Raw genomic sequence first — 24,867 nt, 5'->3', positions numbered from 1 at the left:
GCTTCAGTCCCTGTCACGCCGCTGCGTATCGCGCTTTGCCGTGTCAGTGGGAGCGCATTATAGGGAGATAATTTTTTCTGACAAGGGTTTATTTCAAATAAATTTCTGAGTGTCGCTTTTTCCGCCAAAAGCGTTATTTATAGAGCGATTTGTCGGTTATTTGCACGAATTCGCGGGCAAACTCAGCCACCTGCTGCCAGTCCGTGTACTCATATTCCTTTGAAGTATCCGTTTCACCCCCGGTCATCTTCATGATCAGGCGGATCATTTGTTTATCTAACCAGCCATAACGCGGATAACGCAGTGCGCCCGCGGCCACCAGACAACGATCCGGCGTCCAGGGTGACTGCTCCAGGAACTTCCGCGTGTAGACATTGGTCTCCGGCGTGTTCTTATCGGCTTTGCGGGCAGTCAGGTTCACGGAAATAAAGCCACTGGCCCGCGACTGTAATAAAGGTAAGTGGTCGGCGATAAAGCGGTTCACTTCCGGCGCATAATGTCCGTAACGGATGGATGCCGCGATCAGCACCCGATCATACGCCTGCCAGTCACTTCCGGAAGCGGAATCAATATTGACCACATCACAGACCTTTTCCTCACCCGCTTCGTTCGCAATAAAATCCGCAATTTTTCGCGTCTGTCCGTCCCGGCTGGAAAACAATATCAGCATCTTCATTATTTCTTATCCTTTAATCATTCCCGCCAAAAGGTCGGGGTGAACAGTACTAATAGTGTAAAGACTTCCAGGCGACCAAATAGCATGGTCGAGATAAGGATCCATTTCGCCGTATCATTCATTGAAGCAAAATTATCGGCCACCACTCCCAGTCCCGGCCCCAGGTTATTCAGTGTTGCCGCCACGGCCGCAAAAGCAGAAAAATTATCAACGCCGGTCGCGATGATAGCCAGCATACTGACCAGGAAGACCAGGGCATACGCCGAGAAGAATCCCCAGACGGCTTCCAGAATTCGTTCCGGGAGCGCACGTTCTCCGAGCTTGATGGTATACACCGCATTCGGGTGTACCAGACGTTTAAGCTCCCTCGACCCCTGTTTGCAGAGTAACAAAATGCGGATAACTTTCAGCCCGCCCCCGGTCGACCCCGCACAGCCCCCGATAAACGCAGAGCAAAGTAACAGGATTGGCAGGAAGGAAGGCCAGTGAGAAATACTGTCTGTGGTAAAGCCCGCGGTCGTTGCCATAGAGACAACCTGGAAGAAAGCCTGATTGACCGTCTGCAATACGCTGCCGTAAGTGTGATGTAATAAAAGTATCAGTGTCGCAATGACCACCAGCGTTAACTGTACCCCGATAAAGACCCGGAATTCAGGATCGCGCCAGTACCCTTTCAGGCTCCGGCCACTCAGTAACGAGAAATGCAGCCCGTAGTTACAGCCCGAGATCAGCAGGAAAATAGCAATAATGCTGTTAATGGTTGAGCTGTGGTAATAACCGATACTGGCATCATGGGTCGAGAAGCCGCCAATGGCGATGGTCGAGAAGCTGTGACCGATGGCATCAAAAAGCGGCATACCGGCAAGCCACAGAGCCAGAGCGCAAGCAATCGTCAGCAAGACATAGATAAGCCAGAGCGTTTTCGCCGTTTCCGCGATCCTCGGGCGCATCTTATGATCTTTCAGAGGACCAGGCATTTCAGCACGATACAGCTGCATGCCACCGACGCCCAGGATGGGCAGGATAGCCACCGCCAGTACAATGATCCCCATCCCCCCGAGCCATTGCAGCATCTGACGATAAAAGAGTATTGCTTTCGGTAACGAGTCCAGACCTACCAGGGTCGTTGCACCGGTAGTGGTCAGTCCGGAAAACGATTCAAAGAAGGCATCGGTGACAGAAAGGTGGGGTTGCTCGGCAAAAATAAACGGCATCGCCCCGACACTGCCCAGAACGGTCCAGAACAGCACCACAATCAGGAAACCTTCGCGGGGCTTTAATTCACTTTTCTGTTTGCGGTTAGGCCACCAGAGCACAGAGCCTATCACCAATGCCAGAAGAAACGTCTGACTGAATGCTCTGCCTGCACCATCCCGATAAATCAGCGCAACCAGCCCCGGCACAATCATAGTGACGGAGAAAATAATAATTAATAAACCCACAATACGGGTGATGGCACGAAAATGCATTATGCCTGTCCTTAACTCAATAAAGGTGGTTATTCTGCCCGCTGAAGCGTCAGCGCACCGCGGCTGAAGTCCGAGAGATGTTGTTCAAATTCACTGATACTGCCATGCGGTAACGCCAGGCGTAATGCTACATCAGCCTGATACTCACTGTGCGTTATCTTACCGAGATAGCGCTCGACCATGCGTTCTATTTCTGTCAGTTGCCCGTAATCACAACGCAGAGTAAAAGGCTGCATCGGCACTTTCCTGCGCCGGGAAAGTGCCTGTAACCCCTGACGGACACCGCCGCCATAGGCTTTTACCAGCCCGCCGGTTCCCAGCATGATGCCGCCATAATAGCGAACCACCACACAGGTGACCTCACCGACCCCGCTACCCATCAGCTGGGCCAGCATGGGTTTTCCCGCGGTGCCGGAAGGCTCACCGTCATCAGAAAAACCCAGCTGCTGTGAGTCATCAGGTGCTCCTGCCACCCAGGCCCAGCAATGGTGCCGGGCATCGGGGTGCTTATCCCTCATCTGCTGTACGAAGGATCTTGCGGCTTCACTGCCTTCAGTATGAGCCAGATAAGTAATAAAGCGGCTTTTCTTTATGGTTTCTTCCGTGATGCAGACATCCGCTGCCGGAATATCATAAGCGTCCATCAGGCCAGATTCAGATCACGGGTCATATTATCCACCCCTTCGCCGGTGATGATCACGTTATCTTCAATACGTATTCCGCCACAGGCTTTCAACTGGCCGATACGCTCCCAGTTGAAGTGTTTACTATAGCGGCCTTCCCGCCAGGGGGATAACAGCGATTCGATAAAGTAGATCCCCGGTTCAATGGTCAGCACCATACCGGCGCTCAGTGTACGGGTACAACGCAGCCATGGGTACTGTTCCGGCGGTGCCTGATGCGTGCCTTTATCATCCTGCATAAAGCCGGCCACATCATGTACCTGCAGCCCTAATGGATGACCGACGCCATGCGGCATAAAGACCTGAGTAATATTCTCACTGACCATCGCCTCTTCGCTCAGTCCGGTCACAATGTCGAACTCGCGGAGTATTGTGGCAATACGCTGATTCATCTGCACATGATAGCCGACATAACTTTCCCCGGCCTTCAGCGTACCAATCAATTCCTGTTCATGCTGATCCACTGCACTGACCAGCCCGGCAAACAGCGAGTTTTTATCCCATGCATAAGTGCGGGTAAGATCGGCGGCGTAACCGTGAAACTCTGCCCCGGCATCCAGCAGGAAGCTGCGTGGCTGCTGCGGTGCTTCTTTCTCCAGCCGGGTGTAATGCAGAATGGACGCATTCTCGTTCAATGCCACAATATTGCCGTAAGGCACATCAGTATCCCGCTGCCCTGTCGCCAGCAGATACGCGGCATTAATTTCAAATTCACTCTGTCCTGCGAAAAATGCCTCTTTCGCCGCACGGTGACCGGCGACAGCAATTTTCTGCGCTTCGCGCATGCACCAGAGCTCATAATCGGTTTTAAAGCTCCGGTGAAAATGCAGGTAGTCCAGTACCGGCTGCGGATTGATCTTTGATTCCGGGATCCCTAACTGCCCTGCACGCTCTGCTACCGGTCCGATATACGCCACGTTCTGCCTGTCTGCCGGTAGCTGCTGCGCAATAGCGTGACTGTCCCTTAATGCAATGATGTCTATCTCATCGGTCCAGAAACTTTCCGGTAATGCATCGGTTTTATGCCAGTAATCGACCGGAGAATAAAACCATAGACGTGGTTTGTTCACCCCATCGACCCATAACCAGCAGTTTGGCGTCTGAGTGACCGGCACCCAGGCCTTAAAATGTGCATTAGTTTTAAAAGGATAGTGATGGTCATCAAGGAAGACACTCAGCAGCTCACCGGAATGGATTAATAACGCATCCAGGTGATTCGCGGCAAGTACCTGCTGAGCACGATGCTGTAATGTTGCCAGGTGTTTTTTATATAATTCGTTCAGTGAGTCCATCTCTACCCTCGTTGGTATCAGCATTTTGGCGCATTTTACCACAGCTCACCCCGGGATGGCGTCCCTGCCTCCGCAGCATGCCCTCCGGTGAAGTTAACACCTTATCCCCGCCTTCCGAATCTTCACTTTTCAGTGCCGCAGGAATGCGTATACCTTTGTCTGACCGATGCCCCCTTCAGAGGACCAAAAGATGCCAATACTGAACAGTGCTGAAGCTGAGGGAGGAGATGCTAATAAAAGAGAGTTTTCGGGGACGGATAAACCGGGTCAGTGCGCAGGTAGCGTTCAGGATATCGCAGAAGCCTGGGCGTGAAGGAGCATGATGGCAAACATCATGCTCCTGGTGTCACGTTAAACGTCAGATAAAGGCAAAGGCATCGCCGTAAATCTGGCTGCTGACCGCTTCCCGTTCAGCACAAAAACGTTCTCTGGCAACTTTGGCCATTTCAAAACGACCGGCAATATAAATATCGTAGGGTTTCAATGTCGCGTGATCCTGGATCACGGCAGGCAGTACAGTGCCGGTTCTGCCCTGCCACTCATCATCGGGTTGCTCCACCACAGGTACGACAGTCAGGTTCGGATGACGAACCGCCAGGGCATTCAGCTCTTCAAGGTCATACAGATGATGCGGCTCCCGCCCGCCCCAGTAAATGGCAATTTCACGATCCGGGTTTTCTGATAAGGCTGTCAGCAGGATGGAACGCGCATAAGAAAAACCGGTACCGCCTGCGATCAGGATCATCGGACGATCGCTGTCATCACGCAGCGCTGCATTACCGTGAGGCATGTCTACCTCGATACTTCGCTGGTCACGGATTTTCTCCATGACGGCCATCGCATACAGGTTCAGCTCTGACGCACCGATATGCAGTTCAATAATATCTTTTTCCATCGGGGTCGATGCCAGTGAAAAAGGACGTTTATCATTCTCGTCCATCACCACCATCAGATACTGGCCGGCACGAAAGCTAAACTCCGTTTCCGGTACTAACCGGACCCGATAAACCGTGTCGGTAATGCTCTCTACGGAAATCACTTTACAGCTTAATGTTGTCATTCGTTCCCTCTGTCGGGTCATCGGATAAAAAGCAATGGTCGTCGGTTAACGGGAAGACTGAGGGCCAAAGATAGCCAGCTCATCCCAGATTTCGTCAATCCGCGCCGTGATTTTGGGATCTTTAACGATAGGACGGCCCCATTCACGGTCTGTTTCACCTGGCCATTTATTCGTTGCATCCAGTCCCATTTTGGAACCCAATCCGGACACCGGGGATGCAAAATCCAGATAATCGATCGGCGTATTTTCAACAATAACGGTATCCCTGGCGGGATCCATACGTGTTGTAATCGCCCAGATGACATCATTCCAGTCACGTGCATTTACGTCATCATCGCAAACAATCACGAACTTGGTGTACATAAACTGGCGCAGGAACGACCAGACACCAAACATAACGCGTTTTGCATGTCCGGCATATTGTTTCTTCATAGTCACGACGGCCAGGCGGTAAGAACACCCTTCCGGTGGCAAATAAAAATCGACAATTTCAGGAAACTGTTTAATTAATATCGGCACCAGGACTTCGTTCAGCGCGACACCCAGTGCTGCGGGTTCATCGGGCGGACGGCCGGTATAGGTTGAATGATAGATAGCATCACGACGACGGGTAATGTGCGTGATGGTAAATACCGGGAAGTCATCCACTTCATTATAATAACCGGTATGATCACCGTACGGGCCTTCCGGGGCCATATCACCGGGCTCAATGTAGCCTTCCAGGATAATCTCTGCGGTGGCGGGCACTTCAAGATCATTAGACAGGCATTTAACCACTTCGGTTTTGGTGCCACGTAGCAGGCCGGCAAAAGCATACTCAGAAAGACTGTCAGGCACCGGGGTAACTGCCCCCAGGATAGTCGCCGGGTCCGCACCGAGCGCGACAGAAACAGGGAACCGTTCGCCGGGATGTGCTTTACACCATTCCTGGAAATCCAGCGCACCACCACGGTGAGAAAGCCAGCGCATAATGACCCGGTTTTTACCAATCACCTGCATACGGTAAATTCCGAGATTCTGCCGCTCTTTATGAGGGCCTCGGGTGACCGTTAGCCCCCAGGTGATCAGGGGAGCCGCATCTTCCGGCCAGCATGTCATGACCGGAATGGCAGATAAATCGACATCCTCTCCCTGCAAAACCACATCCTGGCAGGGTGCGTGACGCAGGCGCTTCGTCGGCATATTCAGCACTTGTTTGAACCGGGGCATCTGTTCGAACAGGTCGCGGAAGCCTTTCGGCGGTGACGGTTCTTTCAGGAAAGCAAGTAACTCTCCGACATCGCGCAGTGCACTGACTTCTTCCTGACCCATTCCCAACGCCACCCGTTTTGAGGAACCAAACAGATTGCAGAGCACAGGCATGTCGTACCCTTTCGGGTTTTCAAACAACAATGCCGGCCCTCCGGCCCGGAGTGTACGGTCAGCGATTTCCGTCATTTCTAAAAACGGATCAATAGGATAACTAATACGTTTTAATTCACCACGCTGCTCAAGTTGTCGCAGGAAGTCTCTTAAGTCCTGATATTTCATGAGGTTTTTACTTTATTGCCGGAGTTAATCTGGCCATTATAGGGTGGATTGTTTCAAGATGCCGGGATTTATTATGCGGTGCAGACTGTCTGTTGCGATAAACGCACTTTACGTCTGCGTCAGCAACGATATTGTGCCCTGCATTCTCCCCGGCGGGACGCGGAATATTCGTGTCCGGCAACAGGGTCTCCCGGGCACGGAATCAGAGGCTGTGAACTATGACACAGGAAAGAGTTTTGCTATCCTTTGCGGCTGTTAATAGGGAGCAGTTATGGAATCCTGGTATCTACTTTTTTGTAAACGTGGTCAGTTATTACGGGCACAGGAACATCTTGAACGTCAGGGTGTTTGCTGTCTGAGCCCGATGATTGCCGTGGAAAAGACACTCCGCGGAAAGGCCACCACGGTGAGTGAGCCACTTTTCCCTAATTACCTGTTTGTCCGGTTTGCCCCGGAAGTTATCCATACCACGACCATCAGTGCGACCCGTGGCGTCAGCCATTTTGTCCGCTTTGGTGCCCTCCCTGCCAGGGTACCGCAAGAGGTTATCGACAGTCTCGCGCAACAGGATTTCCACAGCAGCCTGACCCCTTCCCTGCCTCAGCAGGGAGATGAGGTAGAAATTACCGCCGGGACATTTGAAGGATTGCGGGCTATTTTTGCCGAGCCGGAAGGCGAGACCCGTTCTGTCTTACTGCTCAGCCTGCTGAATAAGCAGGTGAGCCGCAGTGTCGATAATCGCCAGTTCCGCAAAATCTGATCAGTTAAGGCCAAACAGTTGTCTGGCATTCCGGTCCACCTGGCTTGCCAGTTCTGTAGCATCCTCATTACGCCATGCCGCGACCTGACTGACAATATGTGGCAGAAAACAGGGTTCGTTACGCCGGGATGTCGGCCGGGGACGCATGTCTCTCGGCAGCAGATACGGAGCATCCGTTTCCAGCAGTAAACGCGATGCCGGAATCAACGGTAATAACGCTCTTAGTTCCACGCCCCGACGTTCATCACAGACCCAGCCGGTGATCCCGACCGATAATCCGGCATCCAGACATTCCCGTAGTTCCTGCTCGGTACCGGTAAAACAGTGGACCACCGCGGCAGGCAGTTTATCCAGCCAGGGACGAAGGATCGCGATAAAACGCTGATGTGCTTCACGGCAATGCAGAAACACCGGGAGCTGTAGCTCTGCGGCTAAGCTCAGTTGAGCTTCGAAAGCATATTCCTGCTGATTATGATCGGAAAGGTTACGATTGAAGTCGAGTCCGCATTCGCCGATAGCAACCACTTCCGACTGGCTTGCCAGCCTGCGTAGTGTGCCTGCGGTTTCCTGTGACCATTCACTGGCATGATGCGGATGAACACCAGCCGTTGACCAGCAATAACCGCTGTGTTGTCTGGCCAGAGACAGCGCCTGCTGACTCTCCAGTGCGTTGGTGCCGGTAATTAACATTCCGGTGACGCCGGATTCCCGTGCACGGGTGACTACCTGTTTCCGGTCTTTAGCAAATTGCGTGCTGGTGAGGTTAACCCCGATATCAAACATGTTATTTCCCAAAAGCTAAACCACCCTGGCCGGGTGGTTTTCGTGAACATTTCCCGTCATCGCGGGAACCTGAGTTCGGGATCTCAGGATTCTGTATCCTGATCGTTATCCTTATCCCAACGTCCTTTCCCTACATAGTAACGTGAGAAGAATACGCCGACTTCAAACAGGCAGTACATCGGAATAGCGAGCAAAGTTTGGGAAAAAACATCCGGCGGGGTTAAAAGCATACCGACAACGAATGCACCGACCAGCATATAGGGCCGCTTTTTACGCAAATCGTCCGGAGAAGTAATGCCGGTCCAGCACAATAAGACGATAGCGACGGGCACTTCAAAGGCGACACCAAAGGCCAGAAACAGGGCCATAACGAAATCCAGGTAGTTACTGATGTCAGTCGCTATCTGTACGCCATGGGGTACCGTTTTAGCAAAAAAGCCGAATGCCAGCGGGAATACAATAAAGTAAGCGAAAGCCACACCGATATAAAACAACAAGGTGCTGGAAAACAGCAATGGCATAATCAGTTTTCTTTCATGCCGGTATAGCGCAGGCGCTACAAATGCCCAAAGCTGGTACAGAATAACCGGTACGGCCAGAAAAACTGACACAATGATCGTCAGTTTTATCGGCGTAAAAAACGGTGAAGCAACATCGGTGGCTATCATACTCGCACCGACCGGCATCTGTTTGATGAGTGGCTCGGCCACTAACTGATAGATATCGTTAGAGAAATAGACCAGAACTAAAAATATCACCAGTATCGATGAAATACAGTAGATCAGGCGTTTACGTAGCTCAATCAGATGGCTTATCAGCGGCTGGGTATCTTGTACATCCATGGTTATCTTTCTTCACTTACCGGTGAGGCAGGGCTCTTACCGGACCCGGAGGCCGGAGGGAGACTGCCGGATGACTTCGTTTCCTGACCCGGCGTCGCCGGTGCATGGACCACAGCAGGATCAGGCTGTTGCGCAGGCGATGAGCTTTCTGCTGCCGGAGAAGAGACAGACTGCCCCTTCTGTAATTCGGTCGCAAAAGGTACCGTCTCAGAGACTGTCTCTTGCGGAGTCACCGCAGGTGAGGCTGCTGCTGCCGTCGCTTTGGCATTCGCCTCATCGTCAGCATGCTCTAAATCCGTCGCTTCGCGGTAAGTACGCTTCATGGAATCTGCCGTTTTGCGCAGTTCTTCCATGGATTCCTTCAGTTCAGGTGAAAGCGTTCCTTTTCCGGCTTCTTCGACTTTTTTAAGGCTATCCTGCAACTCCTGAAGCTTAAGTTCCTGAGCCAGTTCATTCTGTACATTTGCGGCCAGAGAACGCATCGCGCGGATCCAGCCGACAACGGTTTTCACTGCCACAGGCAGACGTTGAGGTCCGAGAACAATCAGACCTATCACGAAAACCAGTAAAAGTTCACTAAAGCCAATATCGAACACGGTTTATACCTGATCGTTGTGTTTCCGGGCTTCTTCTTTCTGAGAAGAAGTCTGCGGGTTATCAGAAATGGATTTTGCAGTGAAGTCCGCATCCTGTTCTTTTTTATCATCATCTTTCATCGCTTTTTTGAAGCCTTTGATGGAAGATCCTAAATCTGAGCCAAGATTACGTAACTTATTGGTTCCGAACAACAGCACCACAATCACTGCAACAACGAGTAAGTGCCCGATACTAATACCGCCCATGTTAACTCCTGCATTCCGTGACCCGCGACTACGGATCTGATGAAAATAGTTCAGTCTTACGACATTAACCCGTTTAGAATGAAGCTGACAATCAGTTTGTTTTTCGCCAGCCGACAATCCATGTTAACACACCTGCAACAATCAGAAACCCTGAAGTAACCTCCCATTGCGGACGACCGATAGCCAGAGCGGTACCGCAGATCAGAAAGACGGTCCCCATACCCAACAGATATCTGGCCTGACCATGACGTGTACGTTGCTCTTTCATGTCAGAAACCAGTTTATCGACACTGTGTTTCAGTAATTTATGATGACGCATTCCGTCATAAAAAAGTTCCGGGAGTTCAGGCAGCTTCTCCGCCCAGGAGGGTGCTTTCGACTTCACTGCCCGCCAGATGGCCGGTAAGCCTATCTGATCCTTAATCCATTCTTCCAGGAAAGGCTTCGCGGTTTTCCATAAGTCCAGTTGCGGGTATAGCTGACGACCGATGCCTTCAACGTATAGCAGGGTTTTCTGCAACAATACCAGCTGAGGCTGCACTTCCATATTAAAACGCCGCGCGGTATTAAACAGATTCAGTAATACATGCCCGAAAGAAATCTCGGCTAACGGCTTTTCAAAAATAGGCTCACACACCGTACGGATGGAAAACTCAAACTCTTCAACATTCGTGTCCGGCGGTACCCAGCCGGAATCCACGTGCAGTTCGGCCACCCGGCGGTAATCACGATTGAAAAAGGCGATAAAGTTTTCCGCCAGATACCGTTTGTCGTCTTTGTTCAGTGACCCGACAATACCGCAATCGATAGCGATATATTGCGGGTCCTCAGGATGTTCATAGCTGACAAAGATATTCCCCGGGTGCATATCTGCATGAAAGAAACTGTCCCGGAATACCTGGGTAAAGAAGACCTGAACACCGCGCTCTGCAAGCAATTGCATATTCACGCCATGCGCCCGCAGGGTGTCAGTATCCGAGATAGGGATCCCGTAAATCCGCTCCATGACCAGCATCGTCTCGCTGCAATAGTCTGAATAGATTAACGGCACATATAACATGTTATTGTTTTCGAAATTACGGCGCAGCTGAATCGCATTGGCCGCTTCACGCAACAGGTTCAGTTCATCAATCAGGGTTTTTTCATAATCCCTGACCACTTCTACCGGACGCAAACGTCTGCCATCGGGGAGTAAGCGCGGCAACCAGTGTGCCAGACGATAAATCAGACGCATATCGGCTTTAATGACCGGCAGAATATCCGGCCGGATCACCTTAATCACCACGTCCTGGCCATTTTCTTTCAGTTTAGCCGTATGTACCTGGGCGATAGAAGCAGATGCCAGTGGCTTAATGTCAAAATCATCGAACCATTGCTCAACCGGCCCGCCGAGCGATTTTTCGATTTGAGCTTTCGCCAGCGCACCATCAAAAGGCGGGACTTTATCCTGCAGGGCCGCCAGCTGATCCGCGATCTCCGGCGGAAAAAGATCCCGGCGGGTCGACAGCATCTGCCCGAGCTTAATCCAGACCGGTCCGAGCTGTTCCAGCGCCAGGCGTAAGCGAACCCCCAGCAGTTCATCAGAATGACGATTCGGGATCCAGAAAACACAGCGGCGCCAGAAACGTAGCAGTAGTGTCAGGCGTGTCTTCGGGATAAGTTCATCCAGGCCATAGGACAAAAAGACACGAATAATGAAATAGAGTCGCCGAATCTCTCCAACCGTCATTTCTTCTCCCGTTGAGCCAGCCGTGCTTCCAGTATGGCCAGCCTTTTGTCCAGAGCCTGAGTTTCTTCACAAAACCAGGCGACTTCAAGGGCACCCGGCGCAGCCTGCCACTCCTGAGTCAGTAATTCCCCCAGTTGCTGCTGTTTGCCGGTGATCTCTCTGCGCAGGAAAGCAAAAACACGCTGACCTGCGCGGCTGATCCCCTGAGCGGCAACATCGCCGACCCAGGGAGCAAGGTATTCCGCGGGATCCAGTTCCGCCATATCGAGCAAGGCTGAAAACTGCTGAATAACCTGCAGATCGCCCTGCACATCCAACCGTTCCTGCTTGATCAGGGCCGTCAGGTTCTGACGATCCCGCAACTCCGGTAATACTGAGAACGCCAGAGAGACCGTACAGTCACTTTCATCCTGCCAGTCGGTCAGCACATCCAGCTGGTGTTCGCTGAATACCAGCACCAGTGGCTTCGGCAATTCACTGAACTTCAGCGCCAGCACCTTACCTTTCAGGCGCTGACGTGCCGCTTTCATGCCCCGATCCTGGTAAAGGAGTCGGTTCAGTGCGCTTTCAGCGCTTGCCGCCAGTAACAGCATGGGGTTCATTGCCATCGACATCAGAACTTATATCCGCGATGAAGGGCAACGATACCTCCGGTCATATTGTAATAAGAGGTATTTTCGAACCCGACATCATTCATCATGCCTTTCAGCGTCTCCTGATCCGGGTGCATACGAATGGATTCTGCAAGATAGCGATAGCTGTCTGCATCGCCGGCAACCATCTGACCAATACGCGGTAACAGGTGGAAGGAATAAGCATCATAGGCTTTGCTTAATGGCTCCAGCAGCGGTTTGGAAAATTCAAGGATCAGCAGGCGACCGCCCGGCTTCAGTACACGAAACATGGAGGCCAGTGCTTTCTCTTTTTCGGTCACATTACGCAGGCCAAAAGAGATAGTGATGCAGTCGAAATAGTTATCAGGGAAAGGCAGGGCCTCTGCATTCGCTTGCACATAGCTGACATTGCCGGAAACGCCTTTATTACGCAGTTTCTCACGGCCCATTTTCAGCATGGAGCTGTTAATATCTGCCAGCACGACCTGGCCGGTTTCACCCACCAGACGGGAAAATTTTGCAGTCAGATCACCGGTGCCCCCGGCCAGGTCCAGCACCCGCTGACCGCGACGTACACCACTGCAATCAATGGTAAAACGCTTCCAGATACGATGGATGCCCATCGACATCAAATCGTTCATCAGGTCATATTTTGCTGCCACGGAATGGAACACGTCAGCAACTTTTTCAGCCTTTTCATTTTTAGCTACGGTCTGAAAACCAAAATGTGTTGTTTCCTGAGATTCATCTGCCATCGGTATTACCTGTTCTGTGATCAATACTGTCTGAAGTGTATCAGAGTCCCGAAGGCCCGGCATCTTGCTGCGCCACTATTCAGAAACTCCCCGGGGATTTTCCTCATTGTCCCACGTATTCTGCGGGCCGACCAGTGAGGTTTCGCTATCACCGTCGGTTTCCTGTGCTCCGGCCTCGAAAGACAGCGCCTTTTCGGTCACTTTCGGGTTGATCGGCCGGCGTATCTCTACGCCCAGATGTCGAAACGCTTCCGTCCGGGCCACCAGATTCCCCCGCCCTTCCGAGAGCTTCTTCATCGATTGCTGATAACTGTCCCGGGCTTTATCAAGATGCGTCCCCAGACTTTGCATATCATCCACGAATAATCGCATTTTATCGTACAACCGCCCCGCTTTTTCAGCGATATGCTGGGCATTCTGGCTCTGGTGTTCATAACGCCAGAGATTACTGATCGTGCGCAGTGCCACCAGCAATGTGGTCGGGCTCACCAGCATAATATTTTGCTGCAGGGCTTCGCTGATAAGTTCAGGCTGCCGGTCAATCGCCAGCAGGAAGGCCGGTTCGACCGGAATAAACATCAGCACGTAATCCAGTGAACGCACTCCAGGCAATTGCTGATAGTCCTTACGGCTGAGCAACCGGATATGTTGCCGTACCGCCGTCAGATGTTCCTGCAGGGCCTGCTCACGCACCGCATCATCCTCAGCGTTGAAGTAACGCTCATAGGCCACCAGCGTCATTTTGGCATCGATCACGACATCTTTTTTCTGCGGGAGATGCACAATCACATCCGGCTGATAACGTCCGTCACTGCGCTGAATGCTGACCTGGGTTTCGTATTCATGTCCTTCCCGCAACCCGGAGGCCTCCAGTACACGACCGAGGACCACTTCCCCCCAGTTACCCTGAATTTTGTTATCCCCTTTCAGGGCACGAGTCAGGTTAACGGCTTCTTTCGCCATTTCGCTATTGAGTTTTTGTAACTGACGGATTTCATGTGTAAGCGTATGCCGCTCACGGGCTTCATGGCTGAAGCTCTCATTAATCTGACGGCGAAAACCATCAAGTTGTTCGCGCAACGGGGTCAGTAATCCGTGCAGGCTCTGGCGGTTTTGTTCATCAAACCGGCGACCACTGTTTTCGAAAATACGTCCTGCCAGGTTTTCAAACTGTGCGGCCAGCCGCTGTTCACTGTTGAGCAGTAACCGCTGTTTTTCCTCTGCCGCCAGCCGGGTGTCTTCTAACCGGGTCGTGGCTTCACGAAGCTCAGCTTCCTGTACGCGATTAATTTCTGACTGATGACGTACTTCAAGGGTCAGTTGCTCACTCTGTTCCCGCCAGTAAGCCAGCTGGTTCAGTTGCTCCTGCCGGGCACTCAATGTGCTATAGACCTGCCGTAGCTCCTGGTCTTTTGCCTGCAGACGTTGCTGCTCTGTTGCCAGGTCCTGATACAATTGAGCCATCGCTTCCTGCCGCACACGTAGTTCTGCGTCACTGGCGGCCAGCTGGTGACCTGTTCGTAATACCGCGATTAGCCAGCCCAGACCTAAGCCTCCGGCCAGCAACGCTATTGAAATGATAAGCTGCGTATCCACCCGCGTCCCCGTTTTTCTGATCCACAAAGAAAAGGTAGAGTGGCACTGTATAGATGTCCAGATATTTCTGATGTGCGGCCAGGCAGTCTGCCGGAGCATTCTCCGGCAGAGCCTGTGAAGGGAAGGTCAGAGTAAGGCTTTAGCGGCACTGACGACAATGCTGACGGCTTTGCTCTCTGTCTGTTTCATGGTGGCGCTGTCCGGGATCTCTTTCTGCGTCCGGTTGACGATAACCCCGGCGACCATACCGGCACGCAGGCCCTGACTGGCACACATCGTCAGCAGAGTGGCGGATTCCATTTCATAATTCAGCACCCCCATCGACTGCCACTCCTCCATCGAACCCCGGAAAGCCTTTACGACTCTGCCGGAGTAAGTGTCGTAACGCTCCTGACCCGGATAGAAAGTATCGGAAGACGCAGTCACCCCGATATGAGTAGTCGCACCGGACTCCCGGGCCGCATTGACCAGGGCCGTCGTACACGCGAAATCCGCCACTGCCGGATATTCCAGCGGGGCAAAGTGGAGACTGGCACCATCCAGCCGTACCGAGGCCGTGGTCACCAGGACATCACCGACGTTAATCCCCGGCTGGATAGCGCCGGTGGTACCGACGCGAAGAAAGGTGCGGACCCCCAACTGAGCCAGCTCTTCTACCGCAATAGACGTAGAAGGCCCGCCGATCCCCGTGGAACAGACCACCACCGGTTTACCGTCAATAAAGGCCAGCCAGCTGGTGAATTCACGGTGGGACGCAAGCTGACGGGGTTCGTCCATCAGCTCAGCAATTTTTCTGACGCGCTCAGGATCGCCGGGCACAATCGCTAATGTGGATCCCTGAAGATCGGCCTTCGTCAGCCCCAGATGGAAAACATCGGATTGCGACATATTAACCTCAATAAGCTACAGTGAATTATGCTGAATATTGTACGTCAGAGACGAGAAATTTTCGTGACAGAAATCAACCGGGACAAAAAACTGGTTTTCTCTGTCGCCGCCGGAGCCATGTTAGCTCCGGCTGACGAGGGGAGTTAAGGCGTGTTTGTGAAAAACGTCTTTTTTAATTGCGGTGCAGTTTCTGTCGATGCCGTCACCGTTTTTGCGAGATCCTGACATTGCTGACGTCGCCATACACCGGTTTTCACACGCTGAGTGCTGCTGTCAAAGATCACTTTGTATTGGCAAATAATACGGTTTTCGGAGTCCGGCAGCTGCAGGTTAATATCATATTCCCACTGTGTCCCGTTATTGTCCTGATAGACAGGTTCACCTAATAAATCCGTGACTTGCTGCCGGGTCATCTCAGGCCGGATAGCATTGACTGCTGATAATGACTGATGAGTCCCCTGGCGAACAAACTTTTCATCCAGCCGGGTGGGACGTTTACTGACATCATGATAACTATAGTGATCCGGGTTAGAACGGTTATCTGCAGGGTTATCATGCCAGAGATTTGCACATCCGCTTAACAGTAGTCCGAATGAGAAGCACAGAGCTCCTGCGGGTAATCGCATAACGTTTTTCATTATTATCTTCCTGGTATCGTCAGATTAGCGCTCGTGCAGAGCTTCATTCACTTTATTCAGCGGTTTTGTCAGGTAGTCCCATATGGTTCTGCTGCCCGTCTTAATATCCGTTGACGTCACCATACCGGGAACAATCGGGAAATGTTTCCCTCTTGCATTCACCAAAGAGTCGGAGTCCGTGAGTACAAACACCCGATAATAGATATTTTCCGGCTTCACTTCGTCACGGATGGTGTCCGGAGAAATTGTCACCACTTTTCCTTTTAACCCGCCATAAATGGAGTAGTCATAGGCCGTGACTTTAACTTTCGCTTCCAGACCCGGGCGAATAAACGCAATATCTCTGGGGGAAATTCTGGCTTCCACCAGTAATTGGTCATCGAGAGGAACCATACTCATCAAAGTGCCATTCGGTGGGATAACGCCTCCGATCGTAGTGACATCCAGGGATTTAATAATCCCTCGCACCGGGGCTCGTAGTGTCAGTTTATTCAGACTGGCCTGACGCCCGGCCACGACCGGCTGAAGAGCTTTGATTTCAGCATCCGCTTTCGAGAGCTCTTCCTGTGTTTTTACCTGATATCCGGTCTGAGCATCGGAGATCCTGAGCTGTAAATCAGCACGGTCACGTTCTTCTTTCAGTAAATCCACCTGGCTGGCGGCTCCGCTACTTAATAAAGAACGTGTAATATTGATTTGTTTAGTCAGATAACTCAGCGAGCTATTCAGTGACGAGAGAGTATCCGCCAGATTCTTTCGTCTGGCATTAAACAGCGCAGTTTCGGACTGAATCAATTGCGGATAATCATTCAACTCTGCCGGGAAGACCGGATGGTCTGCCCCGGAGGCTTCGGCTCGCAAACGAGCACCTGCTGCCAATACGGCCCGATAGCGGGCCGCCGATTCATCAAGGGAAGACTCACCTTGTGTAGGATCTAATTGCGCAAGAATACTTCCCTTATCAACGATTTCACCTTCATGAACATACAGGTCAGTTAATACACCGCCATCGCGGGATTGAATTTTCTGATCCCTGAGCGTAGGGATCACCTGGCCCGGTCCATTGGAGACCTCATCGACTTTACAAAACCAGGCCCATATAAAAAACAGAACCAGGAATAACGTAATAGTGATCACCATGCGGACTGATGACGTCGCAGAGACTTCGGAAAAAGCATCATCCGATGTCTCTTCGGCTGCGGAGCGAAAGCGGAAGAATTTCATTTTCTCTCCCCTGCAGAAGGCGTGGGTGTACCACTGAGCCGGCTAAGAACTTCATCTCTCGGTCCATCCAGCACTATCTTTCCGTTGTCGATCACAAGAATTCTATCCACTATCTGCAATACGGCCGGACGATGAGTGGCAATAACCAACGTACAACTTCCGGACATCGCTTTTAACTGCTGCATGACTCTCTTTTCAGCGATTTCATCCAGCGAGGCCGTCGGTTCATCCAGTAACAGCGTTGAGGGGTTACGCAGTAATAAACGGGCCAATAACAATGATTGCCTCTGACCTCCGGATAATCCCCCGCCGCCTTCTGCCACCACATGATCCCAGCCATCCTGCAAATGGGAAATAAACTCCCACGCACCGGCGGCTTTTAACGCAGCAATAAGTTCAGCATCGGTTCCCTGAGGGTAGCCTAGTAAAAGGTTTTCACGGATCGTGCCATAAAATAATCTGGCATTTTGGGTCAGAAAGCTGACATCACGACGGACATCTGCCGGGTCGAGATGTGACAAAGTCACCCCATCCAGAATCACTTTTCCTGAAAAAGGTTCAATTAACCCTGCCAGGACCTGCAGTAAGGTGGATTTCCCGGCACCATTTCGTCCCAGAAGGGCAATTCGCTCACCCTGTCTGATATCCAGCCTGGCGACATTCAATACCGGGTTTTCAGGATGATAACCAAAGATAGCGTCCCGGATTTCGTAGTTGCCACTTAGAGAAGGACGGCTGACCCTGGTCGAATTTTCAGGGTTATCTATCGGCATTTTCATCAGTTTATCCAATGCAGTACCGGCCATTTTCGCCTGCTGCCAGCGATTCAGCAGCTGGGCAATTCCGGATAACGGCGCTAACATTCTGCTGGATAATATAGAGCCGGCCACCAGCACACCGGTCGTCATCTGACCGGCAATGACATGGGGAGCACCTAAGAACACCACAACGGCAAACGTACTGCCCTGCACTGTCTGGATCCAGTTATTTAATTTGCTGAGTAAGTCTCTGAGTTTTAGCCCGGCATCGGCATTCACCGTATTGTAATAATTCCATTTATTCAGAAAGCGCGGCTCAGCCTGAAGAATTTTAATATCTTCCATACCTTGTACCGTTTCTACCAGCATGGCATTCCGCAAGGAAGACTCTCTCATGCCGGCACGTACCAGTTCCCGAAGTTTGGGTTGCAATAAGATACCAGGCAACAGCAGCGCAACAAAGGCTAATAAAGGAACCACCACCAGCCAGCCGGCAATAGACCAGAACACCAGAGAGAAGAGTATAAAGAACGGGAGGTCGGCTACCGCGGCAATGGTTGTCGACGTCATCATGTCTCTGACGGATTCAAGCTCTTTTAATTGGGAGATAAATGCGCCGGTTGACTGGGGACGGGCACTGCTTCGAATACGAAGGGCATGGTCAAAAACCCGGTCTGAGATCCTGAGATCCGCTTTCTTCCCTAATAGATCCGTGATCCTTGTCCTGGCGCTTCGCATGACCCACGCAAAAATTATCGATAACAATACCCCACCAAATAAGACATACAGCGTAGGCTCTGATTGCGCAGGGATCACCCTATCGTAGACCTGCATTGAGAAGAGTACGCCTCCCAACGCCATCACGTTGGTAATAATCGATGCCAGGAAAATGTAACCGTAGGATTTTCGATCCGAAAAAACAATATCTCTGATCCAGTGTTTTTTTACCGGTTCCAGATAACTGTCGATCCGTGCATCGGCAGGGATATCCATTGGCCGCAGGACAGCCATTCGCCGGACGGATGCCTGTAAGGTGTTCATTGCAACAAGCGTTTCCGTCCCCTGATCACCACTGAATATCAGTGTCATCTGGTCTGCTTGTACGCCTGTAATAACCGCGACCTGTCCATCCGTCAATTCCAGAGCGACAGGTAAGCGCCAGCTATTAATCACGGTAAGATCAGGCTCAATGAACCTCATCTTTAAGCCGCTATGCTGCGCAAGTTTCCTGAGTTCTTTTTCATCACACTGGCCTGTGATCCAGCGAGCCTTCACTCTCAGGTTTTCAGGAGAAACACTCAACTGAAAATGAATCGAAACATACTCCAGCGCATCGACCCATCCGCCAACCTGTTGCGACAAATGTTTTTCAGAAGGCTCGTCCGTATATTCTGGCTCTGATTTACTATTCATACTTTTACTCATTTTGAGCGTATTCAATTACATACATCAAACGACATTATTGAATGTCTCTGAACTGCGAACCGGGATCGCAAACATACCCCGGCGATGACACCGGGGTTTCTGCTAAAAATTAAACCGTATTGTTATTGGAGGACAATTCGTCTTCTTTGGCCAGCAATGCAGACGAGGTTTCACTGGTCGTATGCAGGCTGTCCGTTGCCGACGACGACGACGCTGTCGTGGAAGATGCTGACGACCCCGTTGATGACGTGGTTGTCGAACTGGTACTTAACAGAGACTGCAATGTCGGTAACGTCTCTGTCGTAGACGCAGACGATGTGTCCGACGCCGACGCCAGGTCACTGACGTTTTCCAGAGAATAGGTACTCAGCAAAGAACTCGTCGTGGTCGTCTGCGTATCCGCGCTGTATCCCGGCAGGTCCCCCGACGATGCAGAACCCGTCACATTGATATCAACGGATTCAGTATTGCTGTCTAACTGTCCATCGTTGACCGTCACCGTTAATTGCCGGGTGCCTGAATCCCCCGTTGTACCAAAGCGCAGGCCCTCCAGTAACGTATTCCAGTCACTGCTGCTTAATGAGCCGCTGGTTCCGGCCTTCAGCGTCAGCGTCAGCGTACCCTCGCCGTCAGATGTCAGCGAGTAAGAGGCTTTGCCTGCCGTGTGAGTAGAGGCATCCATCCCATTAATCCACAGCTGATCACCACTTTTTCCGGACAGTGTTATCGTGGCGGACTGAATATCGTTATCTCCGTCACTGTCGCTGACACTGATATTAGGCAATACCGCCAGTTGTGAACTAGTGCTATCCGTACCTGAAGACGTGGAAGGATCATAAGTCAGGGTATGGCTATCACTGTCAGAAGTCGTTTCGGTCACCTGAGAAACACTGACTCCGGAAATCTGGAAGTCATCTGCCGGGCTGCCGGGGGCGTCCCAGTTGAGTACCAGATGGTCGCTCACCCCGGTCTGCATTCCTTTCACCAGAATATGGGAAAGATCACTATCAGTGACCGTTTGATCTTTCTGATACAAACGCCAGGTTTCAAACGGAATCGGCGTCGAGCCATCCAGCCAGGTTTTTCCGCCATCCAGCGAAACCTCTATCCCCTTGGATAGCGTGATATAGGCATATTTCTGAGCATCCGCATACTCCGCGCCGGGGGTCGTCCCTGTGGTGGATTGGCCCGGTGTTGTTATCGAGAATAAGGTCTGAGTGCCATAGGAAAATGAAAGCACGGCAGAGCTACCGTCATCCGTGCCTGACCAGCCGTTATTCCAGCCAACGGTCAGATCCAGGACATCATTGGTGTTGAATGTCGTCGCCGCATTCATGGTACCGGTATATGACCCGCCATCCGCGCTCAGATTCACCAGATGACTGGTACTGCTATAGCTTGGCCATACACCTTTCCAGCCGGCACTCGTCCAGTTATTTTGCCAGGACGATGAATTAAAGCCACTGATGTCAGTCCCGGGAGTGTAAGTCACTTCTGTAGACTGAGTAATTTCAATGACCGGCGCATGATCAAAAATCACCGAGGCTTCTGCCGTCGATTGTCCATCGGAGATGGTGTAAGTCGCGGCAGGTACCGCCCCCACGTAGCCACTCACCGGCGTAAAGGTATACGCACCGTCGCTGCCAATCGTCAGGGTACCTACCCCGCTGAGGGTTGCAGTCTCCCCCGCGTTCAGTGTCTGCCCGTCCACAGAGAACTGCGTCACACTCAGCGTATCACCATCTTTATCCGTATCATTGTTCAGCACATTACCGCTGACCGGTGAGTCCTTATCTACCGTAACGTAATCATTAACCGCCACCGGTGGCGTATTAATAGCCGTAAAGCTTAATACCGCCGAGGCTGTCGCCTGCCCGTCGGTGATGGTATAGGTAGCTGACGGCACCGCACCGGTATAGCCGGTGACCGGCGTAAAGGTGTACGCACCGTCGCTGCCAATGGTCAGGGTACCCACACCGCTGAGGGTTGCGGTTTCGCCTGCTGTCAGTGTCTGCCCGTCCACAGTAAATCCGGTCACCGTCAGGGTGTCACCATCTTTATCGGTGTCATTACTCAGCACATTACCACTGACCGCCGTGTTTTCTTTCGCGGTTGCTGTGTCATTATTCGCCACCGGCGGGGTATTGATAGCACTGAAACTCAGGGTCGCAGACGCTGTCGCCTGCCCGTCGGTGATCGTATAGCTGGCGGACGGTACGGCCCCGGTATATCCGGTGACCGGCGTAAAGGTATAGGTACCGTCACTGCCGATAGTCAGTGTCCCCACACCGTTAATGGTTGCGGTCTGCCCCGCCGTCAGCGTCTGCCCGTCCACCGTGAACTGCGTCACGGTCAGGGTGTCGCCGTCCTTATCCGTGTCATTCGTCAGCACATTACCGCTGACCGCCGTGTTTTCTTCAGCCACGGCAGTATCGTCATTGGCAACAGGCGGTGTATTGGTATACGTTTGAGTAATATCCTGAATATTCAGATGTGCAGATGCCGTTGTCTGACCATCAGTCACGGTGTAAGTAGCAGACGGCACCGACCCGGTATATCCCTTCTCCGGGGTAAAGGTAAATGCACCATCGCTGCCGATCGTCAGGGTGCCAATACCGTCCAGCGTGGCCGTTTCTCCGGCTTTCAGAGTCTGACCATCGATAGTGAATTGCGTCACCGTCAGTGTATCACCGTCTTTATCAGAATCATTACTGAGCACATTACCCGTCGCTGGCGTATTTTCCTGTACGCTGATGGTGTCATCCTGAGGCGACGGCGGCGTATTGACGATATTATTGAAACTCAGCGTCGCAGTGGCCGTGGCCTGTCCGTCAGTGATGGTATACTTCGCGGATGGCACTGCTCCGGTATAGCCGGTCACCGGCGTAAAGCTGTAATCACCGTTACTGTCAATGGTCAGAGTACCCACGCCACTGATCGTGGCGGTTTCCCCGGCGTTCAGCGTCTGGTTGTTCACCGTAAATGTTGTGACACTTAACGTATCGTGATCTTTATCACTGTCATTGGTCAGTACATTCCCCGTCGTTGTACTATTTTTTTCAGGGGCCGCAGTATCATTCTCCGCCACTGGCGGGGTGTTGATCGCGCTGAAGCTCAGCATCGCCGAGGATGTCGCCTGTCCGTCGGTAATGGTATAAGTGGCTGACGGCACCGGGCCGGTATAATCGGTCACTGGCGTAAAGGTGTAATCACCATTACTGCCGATGGTCAGAGTGCCCACACCACTGAGAGTCGCGGTCTGCCCCGCACTCAGCGTCTGACCGTCCACGGTAAACTGCGTCACCGACAGGGTGTCACCATCCTTATCCGTATCGTTACTCAGCACATTACCGCTCACCGCCGTGTTCTCTTTCGCTACGGCAGTATCATTATTCGCCACCGGCGGGGTGTTGATCGCGCTGAAGCTCAGCGTTGCCGAGGACGTTGCCTGACCGTCGGTGATGGTATAGTTCACGGACGGTACCGGTCCGGTATAGCCGGTCGCGGGGGTGAACGTGTAACCACCGTCGCTGCCGATCGTCAGGGTGCCGACACCACTGAGGGTCGCGGTCTTCCCGGCGCTCAGTGTCTGCCCTGCGACAGTAAACTGTGTCACAGTCAGGCTATCGCCGTCCTGATCAGAGTCATTGCTGAGTACATTGCCACTGACCGGGGTATTTTCCACTGTCGTGGCGTGGTCATCCACTGCTGTCGGCGCAGTGTTCTTAATGTCACTGAAATAGACAGTCGCCTGTGAAGTCAGCTGGCCGTCTGATACCGTATAAGTCGCGGCCGGTACCGGGCCCACATAGCCTTTTACCGGCGTAAAGATATATTGTCCACTGGTGCTAAAAGTCAGTGTGCCTACACCGCTGATGGTCGCAGTCTCACCAGCCTTAAACGTCTGATGGTTAACTGTAAAGTCAGTTATCGTTAACGCATCACCATCTTTATCACTATCGTTACCCAGCGCATTACCACTCAGGGTGGTATTTTTTTGTACTATTGCATGATCATCAACAGCATCAGGCGGATTATCGATGATATCCGTAAAGCTCAGGGTTGCCGATGTCGTGCTTTGTCCATTAGTGACCGTATAGGTCGCGGTCGGTACCGGCCCCGCGTACCCAATCTCCGGACTAAACGTATAATCCCCGTTAGCATTGATCGTGAGCACACCCACACCATGGATTGTCGCGCTCTCACCTGCCGTCAGTGTCTGATCGTTCACAGTGAACCGGGTGACCGTCAGGCTGCCACCGTTTTTATCCGTGTCATTACTCAGCACATTGCCGGTCACTGGACTATTTTTTTCAGGGTGTGCGATATCATCAACAGCCATTACCGGCGGGGTCCGGGTGTCACTGAAGATAAGCGTTGCGGATGCCGTCGCCTGTCCGTCGGTGATGGTATAGGACACCGTCGGGACGGTCTCCGTATAACCCGCCACCGGCGTGAAAGTATACGTGCCGTCACTGCTGATGGTCAGGGTACCCACGCCGCTTATCGTCGCGGTTTCACCGGCTTTCACCGTCTGACCGTCCACGGTGAACTGCGTTACCGTCAAAGTATCGCCGTCTTTATCCGTATCATTACTCAGCACATTACCACTGACTGGCGTATCGCCGTCTATCACTGCATGGTCAGCTATCGCCACCGGCGGGGTGTTGATCGCACTGAAGCTCAGCGTCGCCGAGGACGTAGCCTGACCGTCGGTAATAGTATAGGTCGCGGACGGCACCGGCCCGGTATAGCCGGTGAGCGGTGTGAAGGTATAGGCACCGTTACTGCCGATGGTCAGGGTCCCTTTTCCGTCCAGCGTGGCCGTTTCTCCGGCTTTCAGCGTCTGACCGGCCACCGAGAACCCGGTCACCGTCAGGGTATCGCCGTCCTTATCCGAATCATTATCCAGTACATTCCCGCTGACGGCTGTATCCGCTTTCGTCACCGCATGGTCATCTTCTGCCACCGGCGAGGTATTTGACCCCGTCGTAATATCGGTGAAGTGCAGAACTGCTGTTGCCGTCGCCTGGCCATCGGTAATGGTATAGCGGGCAGACGGCACCGGACCGGTATAGCCGGTCACCGGGGTAAAGGTATACGCACCGTCACTGCTGATCGTCAGGGTGCCCACTCCGCTGAGGGTCAGGGTTGCACCGGCTTTCGCCGTCTGATTCTCGACAGTAAACTGCGTCACCGCCAGAGGGTCGCCGTCCTTATCCGTGTCATTGGTCAGCACATTGCCGCTCACCGGCGTATTTTTCTCCGGATAAGCGATATCATCAGTGGCTACCGGCGGGGTA

At 52.2% G+C, this 24,867-nt stretch carries 20 protein-coding genes; 1 reads left to right on the top strand and 19 read right to left on the bottom strand.

Annotated elements, in window-relative coordinates:
- Positions 1 to 133 precede the first annotated feature (133 nt).
- The 6 genes from hemG to ubiD all read right to left on the bottom strand — a co-directional run bounded on the left by hemG (position 134) and on the right by ubiD (position 6,710).
- A complete protein-coding gene (gene hemG / locus GTPT_RS04205; RefSeq protein ID WP_025901455.1) occupies positions 134 to 676 on the bottom strand; it encodes a menaquinone-dependent protoporphyrinogen IX dehydrogenase in 543 nt (180 codons plus the stop codon).
- Between the two features lie 17 nt (positions 677 to 693).
- Positions 694 to 2,145 (bottom strand): Trk system potassium transporter TrkH, encoded by a 1,452-nt coding sequence (gene trkH / locus GTPT_RS04200; protein WP_025901454.1) that lies wholly within the window; start codon positions 2,143 to 2,145, stop codon positions 694 to 696.
- A 29-nt stretch (positions 2,146 to 2,174) separates the two neighbouring features.
- The gene (locus GTPT_RS04195) at positions 2,175 to 2,789 is read right to left on the bottom strand and encodes an IMPACT family protein (RefSeq protein WP_025901453.1); all 615 of its coding nucleotides are present in this window, start codon (positions 2,787 to 2,789) and stop codon (positions 2,175 to 2,177) included.
- A complete protein-coding gene (pepQ, locus tag GTPT_RS04190; RefSeq protein ID WP_029990325.1) occupies positions 2,789 to 4,120 on the bottom strand; it encodes a Xaa-Pro dipeptidase in 1,332 nt (443 codons plus the stop codon). Before pepQ ends, GTPT_RS04195 begins: the two co-directional genes overlap by 1 nt.
- A 358-nt stretch (positions 4,121 to 4,478) precedes the next feature.
- Entirely contained in the window at positions 4,479 to 5,180 is a 702-nt protein-coding gene (gene fre, locus GTPT_RS04185) for an NAD(P)H-flavin reductase (RefSeq protein ID WP_025901451.1), read from the bottom strand.
- Positions 5,181 to 5,225: 45 nt separating this feature from the next.
- A complete protein-coding gene (ubiD, locus tag GTPT_RS04180; protein WP_025901450.1) occupies positions 5,226 to 6,710 on the bottom strand; it encodes a 4-hydroxy-3-polyprenylbenzoate decarboxylase in 1,485 nt (494 codons plus the stop codon).
- 271 nt (positions 6,711 to 6,981) lie between these two features.
- Here ubiD and rfaH point away from each other — a divergent pair, with 271 nt between their 5' ends.
- Complete coding sequence (gene rfaH, locus GTPT_RS04175; protein WP_025901449.1) at positions 6,982 to 7,470, top strand: transcription/translation regulatory transformer protein RfaH; 489 nt, start codon at positions 6,982 to 6,984, stop codon at positions 7,468 to 7,470.
- Here the strand turns inward: rfaH and tatD are convergent, their stop codons facing one another.
- The 13 genes from tatD to GTPT_RS04110 all read right to left on the bottom strand — a co-directional run.
- Positions 7,471 to 8,253, bottom strand: coding sequence for a 3'-5' ssDNA/RNA exonuclease TatD (gene tatD, locus GTPT_RS04170; RefSeq protein ID WP_025901448.1), 783 nt, complete (start codon positions 8,251 to 8,253; stop codon positions 7,471 to 7,473).
- Positions 8,254 to 8,336: 83 nt separating this feature from the next.
- A complete protein-coding gene (gene tatC, locus GTPT_RS04165; protein ID WP_025901447.1) occupies positions 8,337 to 9,095 on the bottom strand; it encodes a Sec-independent protein translocase subunit TatC in 759 nt (252 codons plus the stop codon).
- Positions 9,096 to 9,097: 2 nt separating this feature from the next.
- Positions 9,098 to 9,691 (bottom strand): Sec-independent protein translocase protein TatB, encoded by a 594-nt coding sequence (gene tatB, locus GTPT_RS04160; protein ID WP_029990326.1) that lies wholly within the window; start codon positions 9,689 to 9,691, stop codon positions 9,098 to 9,100.
- 3 nt (positions 9,692 to 9,694) lie between these two features.
- Entirely contained in the window at positions 9,695 to 9,937 is a 243-nt protein-coding gene (tatA, locus tag GTPT_RS04155; RefSeq protein WP_025901445.1) for a Sec-independent protein translocase subunit TatA, read from the bottom strand.
- Positions 9,938 to 10,028: 91 nt separating this feature from the next.
- The gene (gene ubiB / locus GTPT_RS04150; protein WP_025901444.1) at positions 10,029 to 11,666 is read right to left on the bottom strand and encodes a ubiquinone biosynthesis regulatory protein kinase UbiB; all 1,638 of its coding nucleotides are present in this window, start codon (positions 11,664 to 11,666) and stop codon (positions 10,029 to 10,031) included.
- Positions 11,663 to 12,274 (bottom strand): ubiquinone biosynthesis protein UbiJ, encoded by a 612-nt coding sequence (gene ubiJ / locus GTPT_RS04145; RefSeq protein ID WP_029990327.1) that lies wholly within the window; start codon positions 12,272 to 12,274, stop codon positions 11,663 to 11,665. Before ubiJ ends, ubiB begins: the two co-directional genes overlap by 4 nt.
- Before the next feature lie 5 nt (positions 12,275 to 12,279).
- Positions 12,280 to 13,035, bottom strand: a complete 756-nt coding sequence (gene ubiE, locus GTPT_RS04140; RefSeq protein WP_025901442.1) for a bifunctional demethylmenaquinone methyltransferase/2-methoxy-6-polyprenyl-1,4-benzoquinol methylase UbiE — start codon at positions 13,033 to 13,035, stop codon at positions 12,280 to 12,282.
- 75 nt (positions 13,036 to 13,110) lie between these two features.
- A complete protein-coding gene (gene rmuC, locus GTPT_RS04135; RefSeq protein ID WP_051170749.1) occupies positions 13,111 to 14,631 on the bottom strand; it encodes a DNA recombination protein RmuC in 1,521 nt (506 codons plus the stop codon).
- A gap of 126 nt (positions 14,632 to 14,757) precedes the next feature.
- On the bottom strand, positions 14,758 to 15,519 hold the full coding sequence (gene udp / locus GTPT_RS04130; protein ID WP_025901440.1) for a uridine phosphorylase: 762 nt from the start codon (positions 15,517 to 15,519) through the stop codon (positions 14,758 to 14,760).
- A 143-nt stretch (positions 15,520 to 15,662) separates the two neighbouring features.
- Positions 15,663 to 16,157: an outer membrane protein assembly factor BamE domain-containing protein gene (gene bamE, locus GTPT_RS16685; RefSeq protein ID WP_025901439.1), complete on the bottom strand. Its 495-nt coding sequence runs from the start codon at positions 16,155 to 16,157 to the stop codon at positions 15,663 to 15,665.
- Between the two features lie 24 nt (positions 16,158 to 16,181).
- Positions 16,182 to 17,381: a beta-barrel domain-containing protein gene (locus GTPT_RS04120; protein WP_025901438.1), complete on the bottom strand. Its 1,200-nt coding sequence runs from the start codon at positions 17,379 to 17,381 to the stop codon at positions 16,182 to 16,184.
- A complete protein-coding gene (locus GTPT_RS04115; protein ID WP_029990330.1) occupies positions 17,378 to 19,552 on the bottom strand; it encodes a type I secretion system permease/ATPase in 2,175 nt (724 codons plus the stop codon). Before GTPT_RS04115 ends, GTPT_RS04120 begins: the two co-directional genes overlap by 4 nt.
- A 121-nt stretch (positions 19,553 to 19,673) precedes the next feature.
- On the bottom strand, positions 19,674 to 24,867 hold a 5,194-nt coding region (locus tag GTPT_RS04110; protein WP_038010949.1), incomplete at its 5' end, for a beta strand repeat-containing protein.

The organism is Tatumella ptyseos ATCC 33301, assembly GCF_000735525.1.
GTDB lineage: Bacteria > Pseudomonadota > Gammaproteobacteria > Enterobacterales > Enterobacteriaceae > Tatumella > Tatumella ptyseos.
Note: the sequence above shows the minus strand (reverse complement) of the source record. Positions and strands in the feature narration are given on the sequence as shown.

Excerpts from the sequence above, each read along its gene's own strand:
- hemG (WP_025901455.1), bottom strand. The coding sequence starts at position 676 with ATGAAGATGCTGATATTGTTTTCCAGCCGGGACGGACAGACGCGAAAA.
- trkH (WP_025901454.1), bottom strand. The coding sequence starts at position 2,145 with ATGCATTTTCGTGCCATCACCCGTATTGTGGGTTTATTAATTATTATT.
- GTPT_RS04195 (WP_025901453.1), bottom strand. The coding sequence starts at position 2,789 with ATGGACGCTTATGATATTCCGGCAGCGGATGTCTGCATCACGGAAGAA.
- pepQ (WP_029990325.1), bottom strand. The coding sequence starts at position 4,120 with ATGGACTCACTGAACGAATTATATAAAAAACACCTGGCAACATTACAG.
- fre (WP_025901451.1), bottom strand. The coding sequence starts at position 5,180 with ATGACAACATTAAGCTGTAAAGTGATTTCCGTAGAGAGCATTACCGAC.
- ubiD (WP_025901450.1), bottom strand. The coding sequence starts at position 6,710 with ATGAAATATCAGGACTTAAGAGACTTCCTGCGACAACTTGAGCAGCGT.
- rfaH (WP_025901449.1), top strand. The coding sequence starts at position 6,982 with ATGGAATCCTGGTATCTACTTTTTTGTAAACGTGGTCAGTTATTACGG.
- tatD (WP_025901448.1), bottom strand. The coding sequence starts at position 8,253 with ATGTTTGATATCGGGGTTAACCTCACCAGCACGCAATTTGCTAAAGAC.
- tatC (WP_025901447.1), bottom strand. The coding sequence starts at position 9,095 with ATGGATGTACAAGATACCCAGCCGCTGATAAGCCATCTGATTGAGCTA.
- tatA (WP_025901445.1), bottom strand. The coding sequence starts at position 9,937 with ATGGGCGGTATTAGTATCGGGCACTTACTCGTTGTTGCAGTGATTGTG.
- ubiB (WP_025901444.1), bottom strand. The coding sequence starts at position 11,666 with ATGACGGTTGGAGAGATTCGGCGACTCTATTTCATTATTCGTGTCTTT.
- ubiJ (WP_029990327.1), bottom strand. The coding sequence starts at position 12,274 with ATGGCAATGAACCCCATGCTGTTACTGGCGGCAAGCGCTGAAAGCGCA.
- ubiE (WP_025901442.1), bottom strand. The coding sequence starts at position 13,035 with ATGGCAGATGAATCTCAGGAAACAACACATTTTGGTTTTCAGACCGTA.
- udp (WP_025901440.1), bottom strand. The coding sequence starts at position 15,519 with ATGTCGCAATCCGATGTTTTCCATCTGGGGCTGACGAAGGCCGATCTT.
- bamE (WP_025901439.1), bottom strand. The coding sequence starts at position 16,157 with ATGAAAAACGTTATGCGATTACCCGCAGGAGCTCTGTGCTTCTCATTC.
- GTPT_RS04120 (WP_025901438.1), bottom strand. The coding sequence starts at position 17,381 with ATGAAATTCTTCCGCTTTCGCTCCGCAGCCGAAGAGACATCGGATGAT.
- GTPT_RS04115 (WP_029990330.1), bottom strand. The coding sequence starts at position 19,552 with ATGAATAGTAAATCAGAGCCAGAATATACGGACGAGCCTTCTGAAAAA.